The organism is Undibacterium sp. TC9W (genome assembly GCF_049339865.1).
Classification (GTDB): Bacteria; Pseudomonadota; Gammaproteobacteria; order Burkholderiales; family Burkholderiaceae_D; genus Undibacterium.
In genome coordinates, this window is the sequence record NZ_JBMPPJ010000001.1 from 1 (window position 1) to 24,225 (window position 24,225).

General features: G+C 50.0%; 20 protein-coding genes and 1 pseudogene. 13 read left to right on the forward strand and 8 right to left on the reverse strand.

Translation table 11 applies throughout. The annotated features are described in order from the left end of the window. Positions 1-130: 130 nt before the first annotated feature. Positions 131-958, reverse strand: a pseudogene (locus ACO0LN_RS00005) (sulfate ABC transporter substrate-binding protein); the annotation flags it as partial. Positions 959-1,219: 261 nt separating this feature from the next. On the opposite strand from ACO0LN_RS00005, the gene ACO0LN_RS00010 reads away from it, so the two are divergent. Beyond that, a complete protein-coding gene (locus tag ACO0LN_RS00010) occupies positions 1,220-2,812 on the forward strand; it encodes a thioredoxin family protein (RefSeq protein ID WP_422970395.1) in 1,593 nt (530 codons plus the stop codon). Between the two features lie 108 nt (positions 2,813-2,920). Here ACO0LN_RS00010 and ACO0LN_RS00015 read toward each other — a convergent pair whose 3' ends face one another. After that, on the reverse strand, positions 2,921-4,498 hold the full coding sequence (locus ACO0LN_RS00015) for an ABC transporter substrate-binding protein (protein WP_422970396.1): 1,578 nt from the start codon (positions 4,496-4,498) through the stop codon (positions 2,921-2,923). A gap of 404 nt (positions 4,499-4,902) precedes the next feature. Between ACO0LN_RS00015 and ACO0LN_RS00020 the strand changes: the two genes are divergently transcribed. Further along, positions 4,903-6,483: a DUF1800 domain-containing protein gene (locus tag ACO0LN_RS00020; RefSeq protein ID WP_422970397.1), complete on the forward strand. Its 1,581-nt coding sequence runs from the start codon at positions 4,903-4,905 to the stop codon at positions 6,481-6,483. 40 nt (positions 6,484-6,523) lie between these two features. Further along, entirely contained in the window at positions 6,524-7,777 is a 1,254-nt protein-coding gene (locus ACO0LN_RS00025) for a DUF1501 domain-containing protein (RefSeq protein ID WP_422970398.1), read from the forward strand. A gap of 81 nt (positions 7,778-7,858) precedes the next feature. On the opposite strand, the gene ACO0LN_RS00030 is transcribed toward ACO0LN_RS00025, so the two are convergent. After that, positions 7,859-8,167: a hypothetical protein gene (locus ACO0LN_RS00030; protein WP_162059391.1), complete on the reverse strand. Its 309-nt coding sequence runs from the start codon at positions 8,165-8,167 to the stop codon at positions 7,859-7,861. A 260-nt stretch (positions 8,168-8,427) separates the two neighbouring features. Here ACO0LN_RS00030 and ACO0LN_RS00035 point away from each other — a divergent pair, with 260 nt between their 5' ends. The 3 genes from ACO0LN_RS00035 to ACO0LN_RS00045 all read left to right on the forward strand — a co-directional run bounded on the left by ACO0LN_RS00035 (position 8,428) and on the right by ACO0LN_RS00045 (position 10,965). Continuing rightward, entirely contained in the window at positions 8,428-9,459 is a 1,032-nt protein-coding gene (locus ACO0LN_RS00035; protein WP_422970399.1) for a methionine ABC transporter ATP-binding protein, read from the forward strand. Further along, a complete protein-coding gene (locus ACO0LN_RS00040; protein ID WP_422970400.1) occupies positions 9,459-10,118 on the forward strand; it encodes a methionine ABC transporter permease in 660 nt (219 codons plus the stop codon). Before ACO0LN_RS00035 ends, ACO0LN_RS00040 begins: the two co-directional genes overlap by 1 nt. A gap of 100 nt (positions 10,119-10,218) precedes the next feature. Further along, a complete protein-coding gene (locus ACO0LN_RS00045; protein ID WP_422970761.1) occupies positions 10,219-10,965 on the forward strand; it encodes a MetQ/NlpA family ABC transporter substrate-binding protein in 747 nt (248 codons plus the stop codon). Positions 10,966-11,035: 70 nt separating this feature from the next. Here ACO0LN_RS00045 and ACO0LN_RS00050 read toward each other — a convergent pair whose 3' ends face one another. From ACO0LN_RS00050 to gloB, 4 genes are all read right to left on the reverse strand, one after another. Next, entirely contained in the window at positions 11,036-13,432 is a 2,397-nt protein-coding gene (locus ACO0LN_RS00050; RefSeq protein ID WP_422970401.1) for a fused MFS/spermidine synthase, read from the reverse strand. A 302-nt stretch (positions 13,433-13,734) separates the two neighbouring features. Continuing rightward, complete coding sequence (locus ACO0LN_RS00055) at positions 13,735-14,310, reverse strand: elongation factor P (RefSeq protein WP_422970402.1); 576 nt, start codon at positions 14,308-14,310, stop codon at positions 13,735-13,737. A 114-nt stretch (positions 14,311-14,424) separates the two neighbouring features. Next, entirely contained in the window at positions 14,425-15,621 is a 1,197-nt protein-coding gene (gene earP, locus ACO0LN_RS00060; RefSeq protein ID WP_422970403.1) for an elongation factor P maturation arginine rhamnosyltransferase EarP, read from the reverse strand. A 36-nt stretch (positions 15,622-15,657) separates the two neighbouring features. Continuing rightward, a complete protein-coding gene (gene gloB / locus ACO0LN_RS00065) occupies positions 15,658-16,470 on the reverse strand; it encodes a hydroxyacylglutathione hydrolase (RefSeq protein ID WP_422970404.1) in 813 nt (270 codons plus the stop codon). Between gloB and ACO0LN_RS00070 the strand changes: the two genes are divergently transcribed. From ACO0LN_RS00070 to ACO0LN_RS00085, 4 genes are all read left to right on the forward strand, one after another. Then, a complete protein-coding gene (locus ACO0LN_RS00070; RefSeq protein ID WP_422970405.1) occupies positions 16,448-17,221 on the forward strand; it encodes a class I SAM-dependent methyltransferase in 774 nt (257 codons plus the stop codon). The genes gloB and ACO0LN_RS00070 overlap by 23 nt on opposite strands. Continuing rightward, positions 17,214-17,648 carry a ribonuclease HI gene (gene rnhA / locus ACO0LN_RS00075; RefSeq protein ID WP_110254005.1) on the forward strand — a complete coding sequence of 145 codons (435 nt, stop codon included), beginning with the start codon at positions 17,214-17,216 and terminating at the stop codon, positions 17,646-17,648. Before ACO0LN_RS00070 ends, rnhA begins: the two co-directional genes overlap by 8 nt. Positions 17,649-17,738: 90 nt before the next feature. Beyond that, positions 17,739-18,563: an AraC family ligand binding domain-containing protein gene (locus tag ACO0LN_RS00080; protein ID WP_422970762.1), complete on the forward strand. Its 825-nt coding sequence runs from the start codon at positions 17,739-17,741 to the stop codon at positions 18,561-18,563. A 91-nt stretch (positions 18,564-18,654) separates the two neighbouring features. Further along, positions 18,655-19,623 carry a DMT family transporter gene (locus ACO0LN_RS00085; RefSeq protein WP_422970406.1) on the forward strand — a complete coding sequence of 323 codons (969 nt, stop codon included), beginning with the start codon at positions 18,655-18,657 and terminating at the stop codon, positions 19,621-19,623. Between the two features lie 87 nt (positions 19,624-19,710). Here ACO0LN_RS00085 and ACO0LN_RS00090 read toward each other — a convergent pair whose 3' ends face one another. Beyond that, positions 19,711-20,511 (reverse strand): MipA/OmpV family protein, encoded by an 801-nt coding sequence (locus ACO0LN_RS00090; protein WP_422970407.1) that lies wholly within the window; start codon positions 20,509-20,511, stop codon positions 19,711-19,713. A 417-nt stretch (positions 20,512-20,928) separates the two neighbouring features. Between ACO0LN_RS00090 and ACO0LN_RS00095 the strand changes: the two genes are divergently transcribed. From ACO0LN_RS00095 to ACO0LN_RS00105, 3 genes are read left to right on the forward strand one after another with little or no spacing between them, the layout of a single operon-like run. Further along, the gene (locus tag ACO0LN_RS00095; RefSeq protein ID WP_422970408.1) at positions 20,929-21,963 is read left to right on the forward strand and encodes a ferritin-like domain-containing protein; all 1,035 of its coding nucleotides are present in this window, start codon (positions 20,929-20,931) and stop codon (positions 21,961-21,963) included. Positions 21,964-21,980: 17 nt separating this feature from the next. Further along, complete coding sequence (locus ACO0LN_RS00100) at positions 21,981-23,678, forward strand: PQQ-binding-like beta-propeller repeat protein (protein ID WP_422970409.1); 1,698 nt, start codon at positions 21,981-21,983, stop codon at positions 23,676-23,678. Further along, positions 23,671-24,210, forward strand: coding sequence for a manganese efflux pump MntP family protein (locus tag ACO0LN_RS00105; RefSeq protein WP_422970410.1), 540 nt, complete (start codon positions 23,671-23,673; stop codon positions 24,208-24,210). Before ACO0LN_RS00100 ends, ACO0LN_RS00105 begins: the two co-directional genes overlap by 8 nt. Positions 24,211-24,225: the final 15 nt, after the last annotated feature.

Below are 24,225 nucleotides of genomic sequence, written 5' to 3' on the forward strand. Positions count from 1 at the left end.
AAAGAAATGGACCATGCCTATACAACACTGGCGACAGGCATTGAATCGCTTTGATATAGAATTTGGGGAGCGCATCAACGCTCACCAATAGTTCCGGGAGAACTTACACAGATTTTTTTACAGGCTCGATTTTGCGGGTACCCAGTTTGTCGGCTACCTTATCTACCACCGCAACGGGGGATTCTGCCAGGATAGAGATTTTTGGATAGACGACTTCAAAATTGCCACCAAATTCCTGGCGCACGAGTTGTACTTCATTTTCAAAGGTCACCAGCACATCACCAATTTCACGCTGGGTGAAGGTGGTGGTGGCACCGCGTCCACCACCATCAAGCACCGGTACATTCTTGAACAGGTTTTCTACCAGTTGGCGTGCCTGAGCTTCTGTGCCGCCAGTTTTGATGACGGAGCCCCAGGCTGCCAGGTAGCTGTAACGGCCATTTCCAGAGGTTTTTGGATTGGGGATGATGACTTTTAAGCCGGGTTTGCCAAGGTCATCCCAGTTGGCGATGTGCTTGGGGTTGCCCTTGCGCGTCAGAAATACCATGGTTGAATAAAACGGTGCTGCATTATTCGGGAATTGTTTGGCCCAGTCTTGTGGCAGCAAGCCCTTGTCTGCGAGGATGTCGATATCATTGGCCTGGTTCATGGTCACGACCGAGGCTTCCAGCCCATCAATGACCGAGCGCGCCTGTTTGCTGGAACCACCGTGGGATTGGTTAACACTGATGCTCTCGCCGGTTTTCTTTTTCCAGTCTGCGACAAAGGCAGGATTGATGTCCTTGAATAACTCCCTGGTCACGTCATAGGATGCATTCAGTATGCCGGTGGCAGCTTGTGCCGTGCTGTAAAAGGCAAGCAGGCTGACACTGGCAATTAGCAATGCGGCGGCGAAAGTGGTGCGGCGCTGGCGTTGGCGGGTTTTGATTAATTGTTTTACATGTGCGATTTTGTTCATTTTTTACTCTCGGTTTGCAGTTCGTCCATCTTGCGCAAAAATGCCAGGCTTGTGAACGATGATATTTTTACTTGCTTAGACGCATAAGGAATAAGTGACATGGCATACGCGAAACTGCAAAACGGGCCAGGTATTTCTGGCCGGAGAAAAACAAATATGCATACTCAAAATTAGTCTGATAACAGCTTGCGTCCGCTGTACTGCAAAGACATTAAATTTGCTACACTGAGCCTCTTGATATATTTATCCAGGTCAAAACCGATGAAAATGACTACTCCCCTGATGGCAGCCCTGTTGGCTGCAAGCACCTCAATTTCACTGACTGCCATGACTGCATTACCCGCCCAGGCGGCGGATAGCAAGGCGGCCAGCGCCTCAGCACATGCAGCCAATGCCGCGCAGGGCGGTATAGACTGGCGCAAGGACAATAATGTGGATGCGGCTTTTGCCCAGGCCAAGGCCAGCAACAAGCCCTTGTTTTTATACTGGGGTGCGATCTGGTGCCCGCCTTGTAATCAGGTAAAGGCGACAATTTTCAATCGCCAGGAATTCATCGATAAATCACGTCATTTCATTCCGGTATATCTGGATGGCGATACCCCGGGTGCGCAAAAATTTGCTTCGCAATTCAAGGTGCGTGGTTATCCGACCATGATACTGTTCAAACCTGACGGCACAGAGATCACCCGTTTGCCAGGTGAAGTTGATTCTGAACGTTATTTGCAAGTGCTGACCCAGGCACTGAATACCACGCTGTCTGTGCAGGACACCATGAAACTGGCACTGGCTGGCAATAAAAATCTCAAGGATGAGGATTGGAGCCTGCTGGCCGATTATTCATGGGATGATCCTGAGCAAAAACTGGTACCCGGCAAGGAGCTGGTGGCGACTTTGCTCAAACTGTCTGAACTGAGCCCGGCTGGTTTGCATGCCACGCGTTTGTACTTGCGCGGCATTTATGCAGCAGCGACAGCCAAGCCTGGCCAGACATTGCCAAGCATAGACAAGGCCCAGGCAACAGATAAAGTCTTGAAAGCCATCAATGATCCCAAAACAGCACGCGACAATATGGATTTGTTGAGCAATGCTGCTGGGGAGATCACCGAGTTCCTGACTGTCGCCAAATCAGAGCCTCGCAACAAGCTGGTACGTGCCTGGAATGCGGCAGTGGTCAAGCTGGCTGATGATGCCACGATTTCCAAAACCGACAGGTTGGGCGCAGTCGGTGCCCAGGTTGCTCTGGCCAGTCTGGATAATGCCAAGCCAGAAGCGGCTTTGCAAAAGGATGTGCAAAAGCGTGTAGCTGCGATAGAGCAGGCAACTACCGATGCCTATGAACGCCAGTCTGTCGTCAATGCCGCTGCCCATGCACTGGGTGATGCTGGTTTGCTTGATGACTCTGACAGCTTGCTCAAGGCTGAACTCAAGCGTTCACATTCTCCGTACTATTTCATGTCCACCCTGGGTTCTAATGCCAAGAAGCGTGGTGACAAAGTGGCTGCAGCAAACTGGTATGAGCAAGCCTATAACGCCGCTAAGGGCCCGGCCACCCGTTTGCAATGGGGTTCCAACTATGTCAGCAGCCTGGTAGAACTGGCACCAAATGATGATGCGCGTATAGAAAAAGCCGTGCAAAGTGTCTTTGGCGAAGCTGCAAAAGTCGATAATGCCTTCTATGAACGCAACCGTGCCTATCTGGAAAAAATGGGTAAAAAACTCATAGACTGGAATAAGGAAGGCAAGCACCAGGTCGCTTACCAGAAAGCCCGTAGTCAGCTTGATGGCATATGCGGCAAGCTTCCCGCGAATGACCCGCAAAAAGCAGTTTGCCAGGGTGTGCTTAATAAATCTTGATACATAAATCTTGATGCGTAAATCCTGATTACTGATAGCAGTCTTGGCATAAAACAAAAATCCCGCGACTTCATATCGCGGGATTTTTTATGGGATGTTCAATGCAACTTAGTCTGGTTTGAACTGGTGAGCAAAGGTAAATTCATCTGTCCTCGCTTTGTAACGCAAGCCCTTGCGCATGGCCCAACTGGCGTACTGGTGATGCAGGGGGATGGCCGCATAATCCTGCAAGGCGTTCGCCATGGCTGTTTTGGCAAATGCTTCGCGCTTGTCTGCTTCGACGGATGCGAGAGAAGATTGTATCGCCTCATCCAGTGCACGGTTGCTGTATTTGCCCCAGTTCCAGCTACCCCAACCATTGTCGGCATTAACAGTACCCAGAGTGGTACGTAACGCGAAGTCACCAGCCAGTGAACCCCAGCCCAGCAAGGCCATGCTGTAGTCGCCCTTGGACGCTTTGGGGAAATACACTGCCAGCGGTTGCGTTTCTACCTTGGCCTGTATGCCTATCTTGCTGAGAAATTGTGCAACGGTCTGCACTATTTGCTCATCATTGATATAGCGATTATTGGGGCCATGCAGGGTAATCGCAAAGCCATTTGGATAGCCGGCTTCAGCCAGCAATTTTTTAGCGCCTTCCGGGTCGTAGGCTTCGACCTTCAGACTATCGTTATAGCCAAACACGCCAGGGGCGACGAGATTGGATGCTGGCACTGCAAGGCCCTCCAGTATGCGCTCTGTCAATGCCGTACGGTTGATGGCCTTGGCAATCGCCTTGCGCACGCGTATGTCTTTCAGGGGATTGGTCGCCAGCGGTTTGCCAGCCTTGTCAGTGATATAAGGTGGGACCCTGGCCTGGTGATCCAGTTGCCAGAACAGGGTACGCCAGGAAATTTTTTGTTCCAGCTTGAATTTGGCATTGCTTTTGAGTTTGCTCAAATCTGCTGGAGGAATACTCTCTATCGCATCGACATCACCAGACAAGAGTGCGGCCATACGCGGCGCACCGGCGGTGATGATGCGGAAGGTAACCTTGTCCCAAGCCGATTTTTCACCCCAGTAAGCATCGTTTTTTGTCAGCTCGACTGCATCACCGCGTTTGAAACTGGCAAATTTATAGGGCCCGGTGCCGATTGCTGCCTTGCCGCTGTTGAAATCATCGGTGCCTGCCTGCAATGCTGCTTTTTTTGAAACGATAAATACAGAACTCATGTCCAGCGGCAATGGGCCGTATGCCGTCGCCGTTTTCAGGCGCAGGGTATGGGCATCAACTATCTGTTTGCCAATAATTTGTTTGGTAAAGCTGGTGTAGGGGCCAGGGCTGTTTTTTATATGTGCTGGCCTGTCCAGGGAAAACACCACATCTTCTGCAGTCATCTCGCTGCCATCATGGAACTTCACGCCAGGCCGTAATTTGAATTCCCAGGTGGTCGGGTTAATCGCCTTCCATGACAGCGCCAGGCCAGGTGCAACGCGACCATCTGAATCAACACTGACCAGTGCCTCGAACAAATGGGAGGCCATGGCATTGTTCGGCCCGCTATTGAAATAGTGCGGGTCGATGGAATTGACGTCAGCGGCTAGGCCTATCTTGAGATTCGCTGCAAGACTGTGTGCTGGTTGCAAAATAACCAGCGAGACTGCAAGCAGGGTGGGGAGCAGGAGCTTTTTTGTGGTGAGAAGCATAAGCAACTTTCAAGTTTCAATCTTGCAAGCTTACCATTGCCTGCGTTTTTCATCAGGGCCGCGAATGTATTTGTATATTTGAAATGAGATAAAGTGAGATGGAATGCGTTCTGACATGTTGATAACACCAGCTTGCAAATTTAGAAATTTAGAATTTCGAAATTTACAAATCGAAGCACATTCTGCAAGAGCGAAATGAATCAGGTTGTCGCGCAGGTTTTGCGAGGGGCTACAAGGATTTTTTCTGTAACAATCCGCAGTTTTGCTTATTTTGATTTACATGTCGTTACTTGTGAAAGCTATTCGCATGAAACTATATTGAATACATTGTACGAATGAATAAGCAAATCATTGTTCTTCTGCATAAATACTTCAACAGTTTCAATAACGGGTATAAAAAATAGATGAGAAACCTGACAAAAATTCCTGGCTTACTGGTGTTGTTGATTACCGTAAATATCTGTGTTCTTCCTGTGCATGCTGCAGGTCCTTCGACTGAGGCCGAAGCCCTGCACGTACTGAACCGCCTGGCCTATGGCCCGCGACCTGGTGATATAGAACGGGTCAAAAAAATGGGTGTGGATGCCTATATAGAGCAGCAACTGAATCCGCAATTCTTGCCCCTGCCAGATGGTTTGCAAAAGAAATTGAAATCACTCGATGTCATGAGCCAGAGCGCAGGCTCGGTCTTGTTTGATTATCAAAAAGCCTTGAAAGACACCAGCGATGAATCCGACGCTGCGCAAAAGAAACGCCGTGAACTGGTTGGCCGCATCATGGAACAAACCGCAGAATCCAGGCTATACCGTGCCATAGAAAGCTCGCATCAACTGGAAGAAGTGATGGTCGATTTCTGGTTCAATCATTTCAATGTGTTCAATGGCAAAGGCCTGGACCGCGCACTTGTCGCCAGCTATGAGCGCGATGCGATACGCCCCTATGTCTTTGGCAACTTCCGTGATTTGCTGGGTGCGACGGCCAAGCACCCTGCTATGATGTTTTATCTGGATAACTGGTTATCCACGTCCGCAGACTTTCATGCCAATGGCAAACAGGGTAAGGGCGGTGGACAAAAGGCCAAGTCCAGCGGCCTGAATGAAAACTATGCGCGTGAAGTCATGGAGTTGCATACCCTGGGTGTGGATGGTGGCTATACCCAGAAAGACGTGACCGAACTGGCACGCATGCTGACCGGCTGGACCTTTGATCCGCGTGCCATGGTCAGGAGTAATCAAAACTTTTACTTTGATGCTGACAGACACGATAAAGGCAGCAAGCTTTGGCTGGGCAAATCCATACCTGCGCGTGGTCAGGCAGAAGCAGAATTCGCGCTCGATGTGCTGGCAACACACCCATCTACTGCGCATCACCTGAGTTTCAAACTGGCACAGTATTTTGTCGCTGACAAACCTGCACCAGCATTGGTCGAGAGGCTGGCCAAGCGTTATCTCGATACCCGCGGTGATATACGGGCTGTATTGCAGACACTGTTTGCCAGTGCCGAATTTCGTGATCCCCAAAATGCGGGCGTGAAATATAAAACCCCGTATCAATATGTGGTGTCCGCCATCCGGGCCAGTGATGTCAACGTACAAAATGTCAGGCCCGTGTTGGGCGTACTGGCACAACTCGGCATGCCTTTATACGGCAGCCAGACACCTGATGGTTATAAAAACACTCAGGATGCCTGGATGAACCCGGATGCCATCAGCCGCCGCATCAACTTTGCCACCGCACTCGCAACCGGCCGCCTGCCATTCGATAAAGAGATAGGGGATGGAGACAAAATGGGCAAGAAGCAGTTGGCAAAACAGGCTGAAGAAAAATCAGACTGGCCCGCGGTCATGCCTGCGGTCAGCGCCACTGTCTTGTTGCAGACACTGGGACCAGGCTTGTCTGGGCGCAATATAGAAATTGTGAATGGCAATCCAGAAGCCTTGCGTGCCTCACTGATATTGGGCAGCCCGGATTTTATGCAGCATTGAAGCAGGCAAGCGAAAAGATCGTACAGACAAAGAGAGCAAAATGAAACGCAGAAATTTCTTATATTCCATGGCCGCAGGAGCGGGTTTGCTGGTCCCGGTGGGGCAGGCTGCCTGGGCTGCGAGGGCAAATGGTGCAGCTACCGAGGCAGCAACAAAAAACAAACTCATCGTCATCATGTTGCGGGGCGCAGTCGATGGCTTGAATGTGGTTGCCCCTTATGGTGACAGCAACTATGCGCACCTGCGCCCGGCTATCGCACTGGCAAGGCCTGGGCAGGTCGATGGTGCGATAGATCTGGATGGCTATTTTGGTCTGCATCCCGCACTGGCAGACTTGCAGGATCTTTGGCAGCAAAAGAAACTGGCTTTCGTGCAAGCCAGCGGTTCACCGGATTTTACCCGTTCGCATTTCGATGCCCAGGATTATCTGGAGTCTGGCACGCCTGGGCGTAAAGGCACGACAGATGGCTGGATGAACCGTTTGCTGGGTAACTTGCCGGGTACGACGACGCCAACGCGTGCCGTCAGTGTCGGTGCGGTCATGCCCCGTATCTTGTCGGGCATGGTTGCCGCCAGCAATATCGCCAGCGGTGCGGCGGGCACCAAGGCGAATGTACTGGACAGACCCAAGGTTGGTGCAGCTTTTGAACAGATGTATAAGGAGAACGATAAGTACGCGAAAGCCTTTAGTGATGCCAAAGAAGCGCATCAGGAAATGATGGGCGCGTCCATGGAAAAAGAACAGCAGGCTGCCGATGGCGGCGCGCCCTTGCCCAATGGTTTTCCTGACGACAGTACCCGTGTTGCCACCTTGCTCAAGAATGATCCTAAAATCCAGATGGTGTTCATGGCATTGGGTGGCTGGGACACCCATGCCAACCAGGGAGCCGGCAAAGGTCAGTTGGCCAACCGTTTGTCACCGCTGGGTCTGGGCCTAGCGAATCTGGCCAGACGCCTTGGCCCCATGTTTGATGACACCACGATAGTCGTGATGTCAGAGTTTGGCCGTACTGCCAAACAGAATGGCAATGGCGGCACCGACCATGGGCATGGCAATGTCATGTGGGTGATTGGTGGTAAAGTCGCTGGCGGCAAGGTATATGGCGACTGGCGCGGCCTCGGCAACGATCAGTTATATGAGGGGCGTGATGTGCCTGTGACTACCGATTTTCGTTCGGTATTGACGCAGATCTGTGAGCGTCATATGGGTTTGTCAGACAATCAATTGCTCAAGGTTTTTCCTGAACAAGCTTACGCCAGGTCCAGCTTTAATTTATTTGTGAATAAAGCCTGATTGCTGATTAATTGCTGATCATAGTAAGTAAAAAAGCCACTCTGGATTAAATCGGAGTGGCTTTTTTGTTTGGGACGGTGTTCAGGCAGTGGTATTGATGGTTGTGCCAGTCACTTGTCCGCTGGTATTGACCACTGGTTTTGGTTGTTCTGGCGGCGGTGGTTCTGGCTGCTTGACATTCTGCTTGCTGGCCAGTTGCGCCTGTTGCTCAGCCTGTGAGGCGGTAATTCTTTTTTGATCTGCAATGGCATCAGCCGTACCGGAGTCGCGGTCTGCAGCCGCGCCTATGGTTTCCGCACTTTGTTTCTGTTGCCCGGCAGCAGCCTGCTGCAAGAGTTGCTGTTGTTGTGCAACTTGCGCTGCGCTCGAAGATGTAACGGACGTGACCATGATATTAACTCCTAAGACTAGAACCAGGATCATTTCAACATAGCGAGCCTGGACCAAAATTACAAGCGATTTAAACACAAATCACAGTTTATTGCCACGTGTTAACTTTAATCAAACCCGCTCAATTGATAGTGCGTATTCATTTTTCACCTTTGCTTATACGAATAGTTGTATATACAAATGCATATATATGATTGGAAAAAACTTGTTGCCTTCGATAAAGTTGAGTCCAACAGTAACAACAGCCGGTCAGATACTCAGTGATACGTATAGAGCAGTTAGCAAAGATATATAGCCATCAGGGCCGCGAAGTAAGGGCCTTGCATAATATTAATTTCAACATAGAAGCGGGTCAGGTTTTTGGCATCATAGGCCGTTCCGGTGCGGGTAAGAGCACTTTGCTGCGCACCTTGAATTTACTGGAACGTCCCAGCGCGGGGAAAGTAGTGATTGATGATGAGGACATCACCAGTTTTGACACTCAACAACTGCATGCCTTGCGCCAGCGTGTGGGCATGGTGTTCCAGCATTTCAATTTACTGCATGCAAAAACGGTCATCGACAATATTGCCTTTCCGCTCAAGCTGAGTGGCAAATACACAAGGCAGGAAATCCTGGCAAGGGTAGAAGAATTACTTGAGCTGGTAGGTTTGCAAGACCAGGGTCATAAATATCCATCGCAATTGTCTGGTGGACAAAAGCAGAGGGTGGGCATTGCCAGGGCGCTGGCAAATTATCCGCATCTATTGTTATGCGATGAGGCGACCTCGGCATTAGACCCTGAGACCACGCAAGCGATCTTGCGCCTGTTGCTGGATATCAATAGAAAACTGGGCCTGACCATCGTCTTGATCACCCATGAAATGCAGGTGATACGCACTATCTGCGACAAGGTGGCAGTCATCGATGCGGGAGAGATTGTTGAGCTCGGTGATGTGGTTGATGTGTTCCTGCATCCTCAGCATGCGGTGACACAAAGCCTGGTGGCAGAAAATCAGGCACTGGATCTGTCTGTGCTGGAGCGTAACGACCAGGATGCTGGCCGCCATTTGCTGCGTTTGAGCTATGTAGGTGCAAGTACGCATGAACCCATCATTACCCGTATCGCGGCGCAGGCTGGTGTCGATATCGCCATTCTGCAAGGCGTGATAGGACGCATCAAGGATACGCCTTACGGGCAATTGCTGGTGGAGTTGCACAGTACGCAGGAACAGTCCGCGACTGTCGAGGATTTATTGAAAAATGCTGGTGTCAGGGTGGCAAGAATCAGCGCAGCAGCAGGGGTGCACTGATGGATTTTTCTCAAATTGACTGGAGTGATATCGCACTGGCGACACTCGATACCCTGACGATGACAGGTGCGTCTTTGCTGTTCACCGTGTTGCTGGGTTTGCCCTTAGGTGTACTGCTGTTTTTGACAGGTAAAAAGCAATTGCTGGAGCAGGGCCTGCTGTATGCAGTGTTGTCAGTAGTCGTGAATATTTTGCGCTCTATCCCTTTCATTATTTTGCTGATCGTATTGATCCCTTTCACGCTGTTATTGATGGGGACATCGCTGGGGGTGCCGGGAACCATACCGCCGCTGGTAATAGGAACAACGCCATTCTTTGCACGCCTGGTAGAAAACGTCTTGCGGGAAGTGGATAAGGGAATTATTGAAGCCTGCCAGGCCATGGGTGCCAGGACCTGGCAGATTATCTGGCACGCATTGCTGCCAGAGGCATTGCCGGGTTTGCTGGCTGCCGCGACAGTAACGACGATTGCCCTGGTGTCGTATGCAGCCATGTCGGGCGTGATCGGTGGAGGTGGTCTGGGTGACCTGGCGCTGCGTTATGGTTACCAGCGCTTTCAAACTGAGGTCATGGTAGTGACGGTATTTATTTTGATTGTGCTGGTGCAGTTGCTGCAATTTGTCGGTGACAAGCTGGTGTTGAAATTCACACGTAAGTAATTAAGTAACTGAGTTTTTATTTTTTATTGGAGTCTATATGTCTTTAAATTTGAAACGCCGTTTTACCCTGATACTGGCAGGTAGCCTGACAGCCGCTGCCATGTTTTCACCAGCAGCATTTGCAATCGAAACCTTGAACATAGCTGCCAGCCCCGTGCCACATGCAGAGATACTGGAATTTATCAAACCGCAACTCGCCAAAGAGGGTGTGGATTTGAAAGTGAAAGTGTTCACTGATTACATACAGCCAGCAGTGCAGGTCAATGAAAAACATCTGGATGGCAATTTCTTTTTGCACCAGCCTTACCTGAACGAATTCAAGAAAAGCCACAAGAATGATATCGAAGTGCCTATCGCCAAAGTGCACGTAGAACCTTTTGCTGCTTATTCAAGCAAGTACAAAAAGCTGGCTGACTTGCCCGATGGTGCAACTGTCGCTATTCCAAATGATCCATCCAATTCTGGCCGTGCCTTGCTGTTGCTGGCAAAACAGGGTTTGTTGAAACTGAAGGACCCAAAAAATATCTCTGCAACACAAAAAGATATTATTGAAAATCCAAAGAAACTGAAATTCAAGGAACTGGAAGCTGCGACTCTGCCACGTGTATTGAACCAGGTTGATCTGGCCTTGATCAATACCAATTATGCGATAGAAGCAAAACTCAATCCTGTGAAAGATTCTTTGTTTATTGAAGATGCAAATTCACCTTATGCAAATTTGCTGGTGGCGCGTGAAGATAATAAAAATAGCCCGGCTTTCAAAAAACTGGTGGCAGCTTTGAATTCACCTGAAGTCAAGAAATTCATTGAAGACAAATACAAGGGCGCAGTGGTTCCTGCTTTTTAATCGTCTCTTCGGATAATGAAACACCCCGGCAGAATTTTTCTTGCCGGGGTGTTTTGTTTTATATGACGCTTTATCTGTTGGTTGATGCCGGTTCAGTTGCTGCCTGCTTCAAATTCACATAGGGGCTGTGCGCAAAGCTTTTCAGATAATCGATATTGTCCTTGAATTCTTCATCTCGCATGGCATTGCCTTTTGGCGTGCTGTATTCCAGCAAAAGATTGTCGTCATTGGAGAGTGTGGTTTCACTCAATGCCAGCATTTGTTTGACTTGTTCAGGATTGAGCACCTGAGCGCCAGAAACAGATTGGATGCCGTTCTTGTAAAGATCGATATAGGTCTTCATGGTCTGGTTATTGGCCATCGCTAATAAATGTTTTTCCTTTTCTGAATTGGGGAAAGCATCCAGGCTATTGCTGGCTATCATTGCACCTTGCTTGCCCACGTTATAAATCCAGACATAGCGGAAGGAGTGGGACAGGCTCGCAATCATGACTCTCAAGTTCAGTTTGGACATATGCGCCAGTTGAAACCATTGCTTCAATATGCCTTTGTCGGCCAGCCTGGATTTGGCCAATGCATAAAACTCCTGGTTATACAGAGAGGCTGCACCTGCAAACCAGATAGAGGAAAGTTGTATCGCAATCAAGTCGTATTTTTTGTCGGTCAGCGACAAATGATTCCTGCCATCGGTATACAGGAATGACACACCAGGTTTTGTAGCGAGATTCTGATTAACGTCGGCAAAATGACGGTTGGCGATATTCACCAGGTCGCGGCTCAGATCGACCACTTCCATGGACTTGAAGCCGGATTCATGGATAGCCATGGCCGTGACGCCAGTGCCATATCCTATGACCAGGGCATTGTCGTAGTTATTCAAATGCAGCATGGGTATCAACCCAAAACCTGCCTGCGCCAGCATTTCACTACCGGCTTCCATGACATTATTGCCCTGGAATTTGCCATTCGTGGTCAGGGTTTTAAATTCCTTGCCTTGTTCGGTTTGCGCCATGACCGCAGTTAGGCCACCATCTGCACTCTCCGCATGGTCTATCATTTTCCAGCCCGCATAGTAAGTAGGTTTGAAATAAGTGTTGATGCCAGTGGCGATTGCGTTCAGGTCCAGTTGTTTGGGGCAGGCAATGAGTAATATCGTAGCGGCAATAGCACTGCCATATTGTTGCAGGGCGGGCGCAGATTTGTCGCGCGACCTCCAGGTCGCTATCAATAGCAGGGTGAAGGCAACCACACCGCACAACAAGCTGGTATAGAAACCACCGATAACTGGCAGGAGCAAAAATCCAGCCAGTAACACGCCAGCGATATTGCCCAGGGTATTAATGGCAGAAGGAAAACCTATGCCGTCATGCTGACCTTTAGAAGCGATCGTCATGCTGACAGGATAGAGGGCTCCAATTGCAAATGCTGGTGGCAGGGCAATGATGACGGCAGGAATAGCGCGCAAAAATTCCCTGAACCAGAAAGAGTAGGGGACTGTGCTTTTTGCCAGACCATAGAAATACAAAGAAGAAAGATGCCACAAAAAAGTGGAGCACAAGATCGTGCAGGTCAGCAAGAACAAGGCGTCATTTAATTGCTCATTGGTGGAGCGTTTGCTTGTCTTGCCTGCATATTTGCCACCGAGGGCTAGGCCTGCAAGAAAGCACGTCAGCATCAGGGAAAAAGCATAAGTGCTATTGCCTATGACTACGGCCAGCAAGTGTATGGTCGAGACTTCCATCATCATCGTCAGTGCGCCGACGATGAGCAGGACGAACAGGCCAAAGCGATAAGAGCCTTGCGCCAGCAGATCAGTTTTGCCTTGCTCCTGTGCTGGTAAGTTGTCTGCTATTTTTGTTTCGCTGACCAGCAAGAATGCCAGCAGCGCCACCATGATATCGATGGCTGAGGACAGCCACAGCGTGCCATTCATACCCAGCGCAGGAATGATCAGATAGCCCGACAATAAGGCGCCAGATGCCGCACCAAAAGTATTGGCTGAATAAAACCATGAAATAGAAGCCATGCAGGATTTGCTATCTGCAACGGCACGTACCAGCAGGGGAAAAGTCAGGCCCATCAGGATGGTAGGGAAGAGCAGCACCAGGGCGCCCAACAAGACCTGATAAATGACGAGGGAGCCAGAATCGGGCCTGTAGCCGATTGCAATTATTAAATAGATATCGTGCGCGAACGAAAATATATAAGGCGTACACAGACAGTACAGGGCAATGGCCAGCTCTGCGACGGCATACATGCGAACCGGGAAGCGTGTGCGCTTTGCCACGCCTGCACCTATTGCAGCCCCGATTGCCATGCCAGCCATGTATATCGCCAGCACGGTGTAGGTGGCGCTGGACTGGCTGCCAAAGACCAGGGCAAGCTTCTTTGCAAAATAAATCTGGTAAGCCAGTGCAGCAAAACCGGAGGCAAAGAAAATTCCAAACAAGGTGTTTATTTTTTTCACGTTGATATTTTTAGTGAGCGTCTTCCAGGCGCCGGTGGATGGGAATTTATTCTTTGTTATTTATACCATATTCGCCAATAGTTTAAGTGAATAATAGTAAAAAGAAGTTGAATGGTAATGATGTTGATAAATATTGTCAAATGACTAAATTGTGACCTTGCTTTTCAGGTGTATGATGGTTTGATAAAAAGACCATCTTGTCTCTGTCCGCCTGTGTTGGGGGCGTAGAAGGCAAATTGCCAGACGAAAAAAAACGCCGCTGTATCAGTGGCGTTTTTCGCAAAGTCTTTACGTCTTATTGCTTAGTTACGTACGACTTTTTTGTATTCATTAGTGCGTGTATCGATTTCGATCATGTCGTCCTGGCTGACGAACAGTGGAACTTGAACAGTATGGCAATATTCTTCGATCGCGTTTTCGATCTTGGCTTCTTTCAGGACGTTGCCTGAAGTGTTGCCTTTAACTGCTGGCTCAGAGTAAATAACCTGACGAACGATAGTTGTAGGCAATTCAACAGAGATCGCTTTACCGTCGTAGAAAACGGCTTCGCATTCCATACCATCTTTCAGGTAGTTGATGGATTCGCCCATGTTTTCTGCTTCGATTTCATACTGGTTGTATTCTTGATCCATGAATACGAACAGTGGGTCAGCGAAGTAAGAATAGGTAACTGGTTTTTTGTCCAATACAACTACGTCAAACTTGTCGTCGCCACGGAAGACGTTTTCTTGTGGGCTGTTAGTCAACAGGTTTTTCATTTTCCACTTGTAAGTGAAACCTGTACGACTGGAGCCGTTGACATCAGAGCGCAATACGATCATTGGTTTGCTATCGACCATAATGATGTTGCCAACACGAATTTCTTTTGCAAATTTCATAGCGAGTATACGTAAAAAGTAGGTTGCATAAAAATCATCTGTTGCCTACTGGCAAAAATCACCGCAAGCCCACGTTTGATTGAGATTTAAAACAGGTTAAAAATTAACCCAACATTATACTGCATCTTTTTGGCTTGCCACCCTAACTGCATTGACGAACTTCAATAAATTGCCCGTCATATCCCCATTTTCGCGCATTTTTTCCTGCCAATTGCCAGAAAGTTGTGCAATTTCAGGGAGGTCGGCTTGAAAGGCTTGCCATATTTCTACCCAGTCCAATGGCGGATGGCTGACGCCATTCCAGGCATGTGACAAGGCAATCAGGCTTGCTGTCGCAGATGTAGTGGTTTTTAAAAATGCATTCAATTTCACATGATGCAGGTTTTCATCCTGAGGGTAGATATGCCAGATGAAGGGTTTGTTTGCCCACTGCGCCCGCACGAATGAGTCTTCACCACGGACAAAGTTGATATCGCAGGCCCACAGCAACTTATCGTAATCTGCCTGCGGGATGAATGGCATTACACGTACTGTCAAGGCACCTTGACTGCCACTGACACCTGCTTTGGATGCTTGCCCCAAAAATGCTTCGATTGCTTCACTTGCGACGCCTTCAGGCACCAGGCAAGTCATGCCTTGATCACCGTTTTGCCATGTCTTGAGCAAATCAGCCACAGGTGCATGTGGGTAGCAAAACAGCGATACTTTTGTGCTCCTGATCTCAGTTTCAGTCAACCCCAATTGCTGCAGGAAGGCAGCGGCAGCCTGAGAGTCAGCTTGAAATGCGGCTCTTTCGTGGTCCAGGCTGGCTTCGCGCAACAGGCCGCCGGTTTTGTTATTGAAGCCGGGGAAAAAGAAATGCTTGGTCAATGACAAGGAAGGATGGGGCGAGGGCAGGGTATGGCAGCCTTCTACCCATTCCTCTGCCGTCAAGCCTTCAAGATTGAGCCAGACCGGGCGCGGCTCGCACTTTGCCATGGCCTGAATATAGCCTGGCGGGATATCGCAGGCAAAAAACTCTATAACGATGTCGGCAATATCGGCCACAGTAAATGTGCCCTGCTGATCACTCCAGTGCCTGACGGTGACGCCCGCAATTTCCTGCACTTCGGCATCAATATTCACTGGCGGGCAGATGCGCTGGAAGCTGCCCAAATCATCCACCCATAGCGTCACGGCTATTCCATGTTCTTGCTGCAGTTGCCTGGCCATGCGCCAGCAAATGCCTATATCGCCAAAGTTATCGACGACCTTGCAAAACAGGGCCAAAGTTTTTGCTGCGTGAGTCGTATTTATTTCTGTTAAATGCATTGCAATGTGTTTTTAAAAGCGTACCTGAAAGCGTACTTAAAAGCGGTTTTTCCATTCACGCAAAGCCGCGAAATGGCTGACATCGTTTTGTGCGGCTGGGATTTTACCGCGTTCCAGAAGTCGTTCGATAACTGTGCTTTCGCGGCTGCGCAAGAATGGATTGGTCTGTTTTTCCAGGCCTATCTGGGTAGGCACGGTAGGTATGCCTTGCTCACGCCTTGCTTGTTCGCGTTTGATACGCTCCAGCAAATCCTGGTTACCAGGCTCGACCTCTTTGGCAAAACGCAGATTGGATAGCGTGTATTCATGGGCGCAATAGACTGCCGTATCATCGGGCAGGGCAGCAAGCTGGTCTAGTGAATGCAGCATCTGCGAAGGCGTCCCCTCAAACAAACGGCCGCAGCCACCTGCAAACAGGGTATCGCCACAAAACAGCCAATGTTGTTCAGGGGCGAAATAGGCGATATGGCCCAATGTGTGGCCGGGAACGTCCAGTACTTTCAACTCCAGGTTGATGCCGGGCACGGTCACTACATCATCCTGTTGCAGTTTTTGCGTGACCACGGCGATTTTGTCATTGGTGGGGCCAAATACGGGCGCTGCCGCATGTTCCAGCAAGCGTGGCACACCGCCTATATGATCAGCATGATGATGAGTGAGTAAAATAGCGGACAACGTCAGTTGATGCTGTGCCAGGGCTTGCAAAATTGGCATGGCATCGCCAGGATCAACCACGGCAGCATGCTGGCCGTCATGGATAATCCATAGATAATTGTCGTCAAAGGCGGGGACAGTCAATATACTCAGGGAATTCTTCATATCAGGCATGGATGCTTTGGAAAAAAACATTATAGACCTTGGAGCATGGTTAGAGCTGCCGGCTGGTAGCTATATCCGTCAATGGGAGCAGGCCATGCTCGATAAATTGACGGTGGATATCTTTGGTTTCAATGCCTTGCAGATAGGTTTGCCGCAAATTGATGCGCTGGCAGCCAGCCGCATGCCACATCGCTGGCTGACCAATTCCTGCATGCCAGATGAAAATCAGCCGGGGCAAAAGCGGCCTGTCGTGGTCGTGCACGACTTTGCTGAGCTGCCTTTTGATGCGCACAGCATAGATTTGATCGTCTTGCCGCATGTGCTGGAATTTGCCGAAGAGCCACACCAGATATTGCGTGAGGTGGAGAGGGTATTGATACCAGAAGGCCGGGTTATCATCACCGGCTTTAATCGCGCCAGCCTTTGGGGGGCCAGGCAGGCGACCGGGCGTTTGAGCAAAAATTATTTCCTGCCCAAAGAAGGTGAATTCATCAGTCCGCCGCGTTTGAAGGATTGGCTGAAGTTATTGAATATGGAAGTGGGTAGCAGCGATTTTGGCTGTTATGCCCCTCCTGTTAAATCGGAAAAATGGTTGCAACGTTATCGTTTCATGGAAAAAGCAGGACAACGCTGGTGGCCTTATTTTGGCGCAGTGTATATATTGCAGGCCGTGAAAAGAGTCAAAGGCATGCACTTGATAAGCCCCGCATGGAAACAAAAGCGGGTTTCCAGTACACATGCCTTGCCAGTTGCAAACAAATCAAAAGAATCAAATGGATAATATAGAAATTTACACAGATGGCGCCTGCAAGGGTAATCCTGGCGTTGGCGGCTGGGGCGCTTTGCTGATCGCTGGCAATAAAGAAAAAGAACTATTTGGCGGTGAAAAAGAAACCACCAATAACCGCATGGAATTGATGGCAGTGATACAGGCGCTGGGCGCATTGAAACGCCCCTGTCATATCACCCTGCATACTGATAGTCAGTATGTATTAAAAGGTATCACCGAATGGATCACAGGCTGGAAAGCCAAGGGCTGGAAAACCGCTTCTAAAGCACCAGTGAAGAACGTCGATCTCTGGCAGCAGCTTGATGCTGCGCGTACCATCCATGAAATTGACTGGCGCTGGGTGCGTGGCCACACTGGCCACCCAGGTAATGAAAGAGCTGATCAACTGGCTAACCGCGGTGTTGAATCAGTATTGTAAAAGCACACAAAATATCTCATGGACATAGCGAACATCCACACTGGTATCCAAAAAGGTGATCATGAACAAGGCGACCAGGGCGCTTTGTCCATGCCCGGTGTGCCAGAGAGCTTTGAACATGTGAGTGACCGTGCCGAATTCAAAAGGGCACAGCATCGCCCAGGTGTAGAGCTATACCGCGCCCATATTGTCGCCCATGCTTTTGAACCGCATACGCATGAAGCATTTGGCCTGGGTTCTATCGCCAGCGGAGTAGAGCGTTTTCGTTATCTCGGTAGCGATCATCTGGCCCCGCAAAATTCAGTAGTGATGATGAACCCGGATGAATTGCATACTGGCAGGGCAGAGACTGATACCGGCTGGCGTTATCGCATGATGTACATCGATCCTGATGTCGTGGCCGAAGTCACTGGTGAGCAAGGCTGGTGGTTCAGGGATGCGGTTGCTCATGATGCCAGCAGTGCGCGCAAGCTGGGTGTCATGCTGGAGCAGATCTGGCAAGCAACCGACAAGCTGAGTTTTGATAGTTTCCTGTTTGATATCCTGTTTGAGTTCAAACGCTTTGCCAGTGCGCCGCAGGCGCCAGCGGGCCTGGCGAAACAACGCTTTGCCACGGTGCTCGATTATATGCGTGCCAGCATGGCAGAACGCATCAGCCTTGAGCAACTGGCACTAGTTGCCGGGCTTAGTCCCTTTCATTTTTTGCGCAGCTTTAAGGCGCAATATCATGCGACTCCTCAGCAGATGTTGATGGCCTTGCGCCTATATGAAGCCAAATGCCTGTTGGGCAAGGGTTTGCCACCAGCGCAGGTGGCGGCGGCAACTGGCCTGACGGATCAGTCTCATTTGAACAAGGCTTTTGTGCGTCGCTATGGCGTGACACCGGCCCGCTATCAACTGCAGATGCGCGCGTAGCCCGCACTTCAAAACTGTCCACAAGCGCAATCTGGTACAAGACTGTTTTCCCGCATTGTTTTAAGCTTATTCTTTTCAGGGGATGAACAATATGGGTATTGGTGTTTTATATGCGATGGCAGCAGGTTTGATGTGGGGGCTGGTATTTATCGGCCCTTTGCTCTTGCCTGAATACCCGGCTGCCTTGCAATCATTCGGCCGCTACCTGGCATTTGGTTTGATCACTCTGCCTATAGCCTGGATGGACAGGCGACAATTGCGTTTGTTGAACAAATCAGACTGGATAGAGGCACTGAAGCTGGCAGCGGTCGGCAATATTTTGTATTACCTTTGTCTGGCCAGCGCGATACAGCGCTCTGGCGCACCGTTGCCTACGATGCTGATAGGTACGCTGCCAGTCGTCATCGCCATTACCGCCAATTACCGCAATGCACAGCGCGACGGCAGCATCGCCTGGCGACGCATGCTGCCATCACTATTGATGATTTTTGCCGGTGTTGCCTGTGTCAACAGCGTGGAAATAGCCGCATTGCAGGCAGCTTCAAACAAAGATATCCAGACTTATATCATCGGCGGCCTGTTTGCCCTGGTTGCTGTGGCCTGCTGGACCTGGTACCCATTAAGAAATGCAGACTGGCTGCGCCACCATCCTGATCGCAACCCAAGGGTGTGGGCCAGTGCCCAGGGAGTTGCAACCTTGCCGCTGGCTTTGCTCGGTTATATGGGATTATGGATATACATGGGCGTGACTGGCCAGGATTTTTCCATGCCATTCGGCCCCCGGCCACAATACTTCATCACCCTGATGCTCATCATCGGTCTGTTTGCCTCATGGCTGGGCACGATGTGCTGGAACCAGGCCAGCCAGCGCTTGCCTACCAATCTGGCGGGGCAACTCATTGTGTTTGAAACGCTGGCCGCACTGGCCTATGCCTTCATTCTCAACAAGCGCATGCCAGAACCCATGGTTTTGCTGGGTATCGTTTTATTGATTATTGGCGTGATGACTGCCTTGCGCGCCAAGCCAGTAACAGCCTCGGTTTCATCTCCTGCACATTAATGACGATGGCCCTGATGATCATGTTTTTATCATCAGGGCCATGGTACTTTTGCTCAAGCAAGAGTCAAGTCAGTCACATCATGCAAATCAGAAAGCGTAATTGACGGTCGTCATCAATATCGGGCTGGTTTTCTTTTTCGTCAGCGGGCTGTCAGCCGCATCACCCATCACTTGCGATACACCGGCAGCACTACGTACGGACCAGTTTTTATCGATTACATGGGTCCATGCAACTGTTGCCATCGCCTGTGAGAAACCTGCTTTAGGCGCAAAGGTTTTATAACCGGAATTGGTGCTTTGCGTTGGCGTTACACCAAAATAAGTCTGGTTATATTTAGCATCGCTGTAAGTCAGGTTACCCGCAATTTCTACTCTGTCTGTCGCTGTCTGGAATACTGGTGCTGCCAGGCCAAATTTGTAGGCATTACCATTTTCCCTGTGTGACAGCGCCAGATTGGTGTCGATACTTGCCTTGATGCCGGGACCAAATGTTGTACCTGCATGCAGGTTGACTGTTGCTGAACCAGAGATATTACCCATGCCTTTCAAGTCATCTGAGCTGAACAGGGATTTGGAGTCGCGTGAATCTTCACGGCCGGCACGGTAACCCAGTGCGGCGCTGAATGAAAAGTCATCCACTTTTGTACCAAAACCGACGCCACGCATGGTGCTGGCAAAGAAACCGTTCTTGTTTTGGTATTCACCATAAATAGCAGGGCCAAAGCGATTTTTCTTTGCACCTATGTACTCGGGTGCGTAGAACACACCAGCACCGACCACTGCAGTTGATTCCGGTTCTTGCGCCGTTTTGTCCTGTGCTTGAGCAGAGAATGACATGGCCATCAAGCTGGAGAAGGCAATAGCTGTCAGTGTAAATATGTGTTTCATGGTGATCCTTTAATCAGTAAAAGCTAAACAGTCCTGGCAGTATTTGCGCCGCGCTGCTACTCCCCGGCGGAGAGCACGGAGCGAAGTCTCGCAAATATAAAAAAACTATGCCAATGGAAAATCTCAGGCTCTGCCTGCATGCACAAAACGTATCGCAATGCAGTACTTTTGAAGAGATTGACTTATGCAAGGGTTGCAAAGATAGGCTTTCAGGCGTGATGCAGATAAACAGGTCAAATGCTCGTTCCCGCATGAAAGAGACAGGATTGTTAAATTTTATTTGTTTTTTAGATAATCACTTGCGCAATTTGCAATCATGATGGATGATGTTAAATAAGCTAGTAAAAATGTTAAATATGCCATCCGTATTCAGGCTGGCATATCGCGTCAATGGACTGTTACCCGTCGGGAGAATTCATGATTCGCCTCAAGCACCTGTTAATAGAACACCGTGACAATAGTTTTGATCACAGGCTCAAGCTGCTCAAGCATTCCCTGCAGACCGCCATAGAGTTGGAGCATTCGACCATACCACCGTATCTGTATGCCTTGTACTCGATCAAGACAGACCAGAATCTGGAAGCCGCCCATCTCATCAAATCCATCGTCAAGCAAGAGATGTTGCACATGTCGCTGGATTGCAATGTCCTCAATGCCATAGGCGGACATCCAAAAATTGATCATCCGCGCTTTATTCCTCACTATCCCGGGAACTTGCCAGGTTCGGTCGAGGACAGCCTCATCGTGCCCCTGGCTGCACTATCCAAGCAATTACTGCTCGATGTATTCATGGTCATAGAAGAGCCAGAAAAAACCGTGGATGGCACAACACCTCCGGCAGACGGTGTGACCATAGGCGAGTTCTATGCGCACATCAAAAAAGAAATTTGCGAGTTGTCCAGGATGGGTAATATCTTTACCGGTCCGCCAGAAAAACAATTGGTGACGGGCTTCAGGGAATTGCAAAACAAGGGGGTCTATGATGAGGCAACGGCGCTGGCGGCGATAGACATGATCGTTGAACAGGGCGAGGGCAGCGATACCAGCCCCATTGATCCTGAGCATGAACTTGCGCATTACTACAAATACGCAGAGATTTATCATGGCCGCAAACTTATCGCCAACCCCAGACCAAAACCAGGTCAGCCAGGCTGGGTATTTGAAGGCCACCGCATAGAGTTTGATGCTGGCGGCATTTATCCAGTCATCAGTAATCCAAACAGGCATAGCTATGCCGGCAAACCTCGCATTACTGATCTGAACCTGACTTTCAACAGCACTTACTCTGACATGCTGCGCAAATTGCACAATGTCTTCAACGGCCAGCCTGACAATCTCGCACTGGCCTTGCTGTCCATGCAGTCGCTCAGAGAGCAGGCGCAGTTGCTGATGACGCAGGAAGTCGTTCCTGGTCAGACTGCCGGCCCCACATTTGATTATATTCCCGCCTGATATTCTGGAGAGCAGCAATGACGCAAACTAACTGGTGGATGTTCCATGGCGATACTGCGCACACGGGTGAAGTGCAGGGCAGTGATATCAGTCGTGACACACTTGATCAATTCAAATTACTGCACGATATAGCCATCCCTGGCCCGGTCCTGTCGGTGCCTGCGATTGTTGATGGTTATCTGTACGTGGGCCTGGCGAATAATCATGAACTGCCTGGTGCGAATGGTGGCAAGTTCATGAAAATAGAATTATCCAGTGGCATGACAGTGGCGCATTATGAATGGCCGATAGATCCCACCGAGGGTGATACGCACGGTTTCATGGGCATGGGTTGTACCCCTGCAATCTGGGACAATAAAGTCTATTTCAGCGCCTTCAATGGCAAATTCTATTGCCTGAATGCGACAGACCTGAGCTTAAACTGGGTCGTGGATTTGCGGCACGCTGATCCTGATTTCAATCAACCCACATCCAATCTTGGGGATGTGTCAGCAGGTGTGCCAGCAGCTGGCTGGTCATCTCCGGTCGTAGCGGCTGCAGATGGCACCAATGGCCTGGTTTTTGTTGGCATGGGAGAGGGCGAAAACCCCGGCTGCTTTGGCTTCATCTATGCCATGGATGCCCAGACCGGCCAGGTGCAATGGATATACTGCACCTGTCAGTATGAAGAAGGCGTGCCCAATTTACCCAATGTCTTGCCGCCAGAATCTGTGAGCGGCACTTTGCCTGCGATGTATTCTGTGGGGCCGAATAATCCAGCCATACGCGGGGCATCGGTCTGGTCATCAATTGCCTACGACGAGCGGCTGGATCGCCTGTACTGCGCAACCGGCAACCCTGTGCCTGACAGTGCATTGCCCAGCAAAGGTTTTTCCAACGGTATATTGTCGCTGGATGCATCCACTGGCCAATTCCGCGGTTTTAGCCAGCCTCCGGCAGAAAGCAGTTATCGTGCTACTGATGTCGATGTTGATTTTGGTGGCTCACCGACACTGATGACGATCAATGGCCGCCGCATCGTCACTGCTGGCTGCAAGAATGGTGGTTTCTTCAGGTTTGATGCAGCGACGCTGGAATTGCTGAACTGGCGGCAACTGCTCCCTTATTATAACGATGGCACTCAGATACCTACGGTAGATCCGCATGTTTCTCCTAATGACCAGCGCATGGACCCCTATGTGCCAAATCAGGAGTCAGATGAAGAAGACCAGGAAAATTATTCCGGTACCTATAGCACGGCAGCGGTGCACACTGCGCTGGGGCGTTTGTTCATCGGTGTAGGCGGCAATAATTATCACAATGTCGAAGCGGGCATTGATTACCGCACGACCCCCTTCATGCGCGCCCTGGACTGGGAAACCCTGGAAGATGCCTGGGCCATGGATGAAAGTGACCCGCGTCTGTACATAGAGTCACAACCACCGATGTACCGCACGCCTGGTGAATCCGGTTTGAGTTCACCTGTTGTCGTCAATGACCTGGTGTTCTTTTCCACATCCAAAGTGGCTGTGTATGCCTTTGATGTCTATACCGGCAAGATGTTGTGGAAGGATGATCTTGGTGACCAGACTGGTGGCATGAATGGCGGCTATGGCTATTGCCTGGGGCCGGCAGTGGCAGGCAATTACATGGTGGCCGGTGCGTTGGTATTCGGCAAGCAGGGTGGCGTATTGCGCATTTATGGTTTGCAGGACAAGGAGAAGCAACATGCTTGAGGTCATCTTATTTGGTATTGTCGCCGGGCTCGACAATTTGCAGGCCAGCAGCTCCTTGGGGCTCTTGCCCATGCAACGCAAACGCATACACATGCTGGCGATTGCGTTCTGTGTCTGTGAACTGGGTGCGGCCATCCTTGGTTTGATGCTCGGGCATGGCCTGATCAGCATGCTGGGGCCGCTTGCCTCAACAATTGCACCATTTGCGATGCTGGTTTGCGGTGTGATTATCTTGTGGCTGGCTTACAGAAGTGAAGCCAGGGGCTTGCCGCAATTTGTCAATCACCCAGGCTTTTTGCTGGGTTTGCCGCTGGCGCTGAGTCTTGACAATGTCATTGCTGGCGCAGGTGTCAGCTTTTCCAGTGCACCCGTGTTGAATTCGGCCATCATCATCGGCGTCATCAGCGCAGGCATGGCTTGCTTTGGCCTGTATTTCGCCAACTGGATACGTAATTTTTTGCCCAAGCGTGTGGAATTGCTGGCAGGTGCTTATATGTGCTTTCTGGCAGTACGCATGATGTATAACGACTGACGATTGGGCGCTTGA